Origin of the sequence: Prevotella sp. 20925_1_30, assembly GCF_041433025.1 — a bacterium.
Classification (GTDB): Bacteria; Bacteroidota; Bacteroidia; order Bacteroidales; family Bacteroidaceae; genus Prevotella; species Prevotella vespertina.
The window spans coordinates 1-4793 of the sequence record NZ_JAPWAR010000052.1 but is presented as its reverse complement, the minus strand read 5'-3'; the positions used below and the strand labels follow the sequence as shown (position 1 = coordinate 4793).

Sequence of the window (4793 nt, the reverse complement as noted above, 5' to 3'; positions counted from 1 at the left end):
TAATTAGCGACCTCCCGTTGTATTTGATAATGCAAAGATACTAATTTTAAAGCTAATCACAACTTAAATTCCATTCATCCCCCGTGTATCGCGTTGTATTTGATAATGCAAAGATACTAATTTTAAAGCTAATCACAACATCACACTTGTATGATACGTTGTGTCCTATGTTGTATTTGATAATGCAAAGATACTAATTTTAAAGCTAATCACAACTAAATTGCAGGATTGAAATAATATCCAAATGTTGTATTTGATAATGCAAAGATACTAATTTTAAAGCTAATCACAACGTTACTTCTGCTCAACTTCAGTTATTGTCGTTGTATTTGATAATGCAAAGATACTAATTTTAAAGCTAATCACAACTTGAAGATATCTAACTCTCTTAAGCCTCTTGTTGTATTTGATAATGCAAAGATACTAATTTTAAAGCTAATCACAACAGAAGGTTCAACTTGATGTAAGGCACACCGTTGTATTTGATAATGCAAAGATACTAATTTTAAAGCTAATCACAACCTATGAGACGGTTTCCGTAGTTCTTTGCCGATTTATTTATACCCTCTCTGCTTATTTTAACGAATATATACACGTTTTGTAACTGATAATTGAGGTGGAAATTCATTTTTATTGTAACTTTGTCTTGTGTTTAGGACATTGGAGAAGTTGAGTGCTTATTGGAGTTAGACTAAATAAGAGTATTCTCTCCTAAGTTCAGCAAATTATAAGAGCCAATATGACTTTATTGCTTTCAGATAACAGACAAGACAATGAGCAAGCAAGTATTTCAGACAGACTCCCGTCAGCGTTGGAGTTATTTTAAGTGGACCCTACGTGTAGTCCTTACGATTCTCTCACTCTTTGGAATCGTTTTCTTAGCAATGTTTGCCTTGGAAGGTAGCCCGCAGATGCCTTTCCATCACGACTATCGAAATGCGGTGTCAGCCTCATCTCCTTATACCAAGGACAACAATACGGCAACACTCTATAAGTCGTTTCGTGACTTCTTCAAGGAGAAGAAGATGCATAATAACTATGCGAAAGCTATCATCAAGAAGCAACGATTTGTGGGGAAGGCGGACAGTCTGACACAGAAATACTTTCGGGAGTGGGACGACCCACGGATTGGTGTGCGCTCGGCATGGTATGTTAACTGGGATAAGCACGCTTACATCTCTCTGAAGAACAATATACAACACCTGAACATGGTGTTGCCAGAGTGGTTCTTTATCAATCCTAAGACCGACAAAGTGGAATATAGGCTTGACAAGCAGGCGCTGCGCTTGATGCGTAAGGCTGGTATCCCTATCCTTCCAATGCTCACGAATAACTACAACTCCAACTTCCATCCAGAAGGTATTGGACGTATCATGCGTGATGGAAAGAAGCGTACAGCACTCATCAATGAGATGGTCAGGAAATGTAAACATTATGGTTTTGCTGGTATCAACCTTGACTTAGAGGAACTCGACATACAAGACAACGATCTCCTCGTTGAGTTAGTCAAAGACTTCGCACGTGTTTTCCATGCAAATGGGCTCTATGTAACACAGGCTGTTGCACCTTTCAACGAGGATTATAACATGCAGGAACTGGCAAAGTATAATGACTATCTCTTCCTCATGGCGTACGATGAACATAATATGGGGAGCCAGCCAGGAGCTGTCAGTTCGCAACGTTGGGTGGAGAAGGCTACCGACTGGGCGGCTAAGAACGTCCCGAATGACAAGATAGTACTCGGTATGGCAACTTACGGATATGACTGGCCTAACGGGGAGACGGCTTCGACGATGTCATTCGACCAAACAATGGCTACCGCACTGGATGCAGGAGCGAAGGTAGAGTTCAATGATGACACCTACAACGTTAACTTCTCGTATCAAAACACTGATGATGGAAAGATTCATCAGGTGTTCTTTACTGATGCAGCGACTACCTTTAATATCATGCGCTTTGGTGCTGAATATCATCTCGCAGGCTATGGTCTGTGGCGTTTGGGTACAGAAGACAAACGTATATGGCGCTTCTATGGTAAGGATATGTCGTGGGAGAATGTGGCAAGGATGTCTGTCAAGAAGCTGATGCAGCTTAGCGGTACCGATGATGTTAATTTCGTTGGAGCAGGAGAAGTGCTGGAAGTAACAACGGAGCCGCACCCTGGAAATATATCAGTGACAATAGATAAGGATAACCGCCTTATCTCTGAAGAGTATTATCACTCCCTTCCGTCAACATATACCATCCAACGACTTGGTAAATGTAAGGATAAACAACTCGTTATCACCTTCGACGACGGACCAGACAGCCGCTGGACACCTACCGTGCTGAGTACGTTGAAGAAATATAATGTCCCTGCTGCGTTCTTCATGGTGGGACTGCAGATGGAGAAGAACCTGCCTTTGGTGAAGCAAGTATATGACGCTGGACACACTATCGGCAACCATACTTTCACCCACCATAACATGATTGAGAACTCCGACAACCGCTCTTATGCCGAGTTGAAGTTGACAAGAATGTTGATAGAGAGCGTCACAGGACATAGTACGATCCTGTTCCGTGCTCCTTACAATGCCGATGCCGACCCGACAGACCATGAGGAGATATGGCCAATGATAGTGGCAAGTCGACGCAATTACCTATTTGTGGGTGAGTCTATCGACCCTAATGACTGGCAACAAGGCGTAACGGCTGACCAGATTTACCAACGTGTCATCGATGGTGTGCACCATGAAGACGGACATATCATCTTGCTCCATGATGCGGGTGGTGACACACGTAAACCTACGATTGAAGCCCTCCCTCGTATCATTGAGACCCTACAACATGAAGGGTATCAGTTCATCTCTTTGGAACAATACTTAGGGATGAACAAGCAAACCCTGATGCCTGCTATCAATAAGGGAAAGGCTTACTATGCCATGCAAACCAACCTCTGGCTGGCAGAGATGATTTATCATGTATCCGACTTCCTCACGGCTCTCTTCCTCGTATTCCTTGTATTGGGTATGATGCGCCTCGTATTTATGTATGTATTGACGTTCAGAGAGAAACGAGCAGAGAACCGACGCAACTATGCACCGATTGATGCTGCTACGGCACCAGCTGTTTCTATCATCGTACCGGGTTATAATGAAGAGGTGAATATCGTGCGCACCATCACTACGCTCAAGCAACAAGACTATCCTAACCTACATATCTACTTCGTCGATGATGGTAGTAAAGACCATACCCTCGAACGTGTGCGTGAGGCTTTCGATACTGATGATAAGGTTACTGTACTCGCTAAGAAGAATGGCGGTAAGGCTTCGGCACTGAACTATGGTATCGCTGCTTGTCGCTCAGAGTATGTGGTTTGTATTGATGCCGACACTCAGCTGAAGCAGGATGCAGTAAGTAGACTGATGAAGCACTTCATTGCTGACAAGGATAAACGCATTGGTGCAGTGGCAGGAAACGTGAAGGTGGGTAACCAAAGGAATATGCTCACCTACTGGCAAGCTATTGAATACACCAGCAGTCAGAACTTTGATCGCATGGCTTACTCTAACATCAATGCCATTACCGTTGTACCTGGTGCTATCGGTGCATTCCGTAAAGAGGTGATTGAAGAGGTGGGAGGATTTACCACTGACACCTTAGCAGAAGACTGCGACCTGACGATGAGTATCAACGAACATGGTTACATCATCGAGAACGAGAACTATGCTGTGGCAATGACCGAAGCCCCAGAGACGCTCCGCCAGTTTGTTAAGCAACGTATCCGTTGGTGCTTTGGAGTGATGCAAGCCTTTTGGAAACATCGCTCTTCACTCTTCTCTCCATCGAAGAAGGGCTTCGGACTATGGGCTATGCCTAATATGCTTATCTTCCAGTATATCATCCCAACCTTCTCACCATTGGCAGATGTACTGATGCTCATTGGTCTCTTCACTGGCAATGCCTTGCAGATATTCTTTTATTATCTCATCTTCCTTGTCATTGACGCAAGTGTGTCTATCATGGCTTACATCTTTGAAGGCGAGCGGTTATGGGTACTCCTATGGGTTATCCCGCAACGTTTCTTCTATCGTTGGATTATGTATTACGTCCTCTTCAAGAGTTATCTCAAAGCAATCAAGGGCGAGCTGCAGACATGGGGTGTCCTCAAACGCACTGGCCACGTTGGTGAATAACCCGCCTTTCAAGGAGTAAAGAAGAGATACCGTAAGACTCCCCAAAGTGCATCTATCCCTTCAGTTGATATAACAAATAAGGGTCTAGGCATATTAGAGAAATCCACTTAGGTATATAAGTGATCGTTCTTTCCCGTATGGGAACATCAACGTTCCAACACGGGAACATTTATGTTCCAACGCCGGAACATCAACATTCCACAGGCGGAACATTCATGTTCCATAGGAGGGAATGTTGTTTATGTAGTATGTAGGCATGAGATGGAACAGGGGTTAGCGTGTCATTGATAAGACGTTGCACGCTGTATGCTATGTATATCGTAGGAGTTGGTTATGTATATCGTAGGAGTTGGATGACACATAAGATGTTTTACGGTGCGACCATGAGATTATTTGAGAATACGGATGCTATTTTGTACCTTTGTTGCGAATCCTGTCTAAGCTCCTATTGTGTGGGCATGATGATAAGGAATATGTGTTGCTAATCATTAGAATTAATATGAAGCGTACCTTTATAACCCATCTGGTAAAGCCAATAGAAGCGTGTTCTCTTTTCTTTGTGTTTATGCTGTTGGTGGGTGCTATTATGAATGTGAGCCATCGGAACATCTTTGGTTA

1 protein-coding gene is annotated in these 4793 nt (G+C 43.4%); it reads left to right on the top strand.

Features of this window, described 5'->3' with window-relative positions; translation table 11 throughout:
- The first annotated feature begins 773 nt into the window (after window positions 1-773).
- Window positions 774-4175 (top strand): glycosyltransferase, encoded by a 3402-nt coding sequence (locus tag O3603_RS11810; RefSeq protein WP_371523027.1) that lies wholly within the window; start codon window positions 774-776, stop codon window positions 4173-4175.
- Window positions 4176-4793: the final 618 nt, after the last annotated feature.

Coding starts and splice junctions, on each gene's coding strand:
- O3603_RS11810 (WP_371523027.1), top strand. CDS start 774: ATGAGCAAGCAAGTATTTCAGACAGACTCCCGTCAGCGTTGGAGTTAT.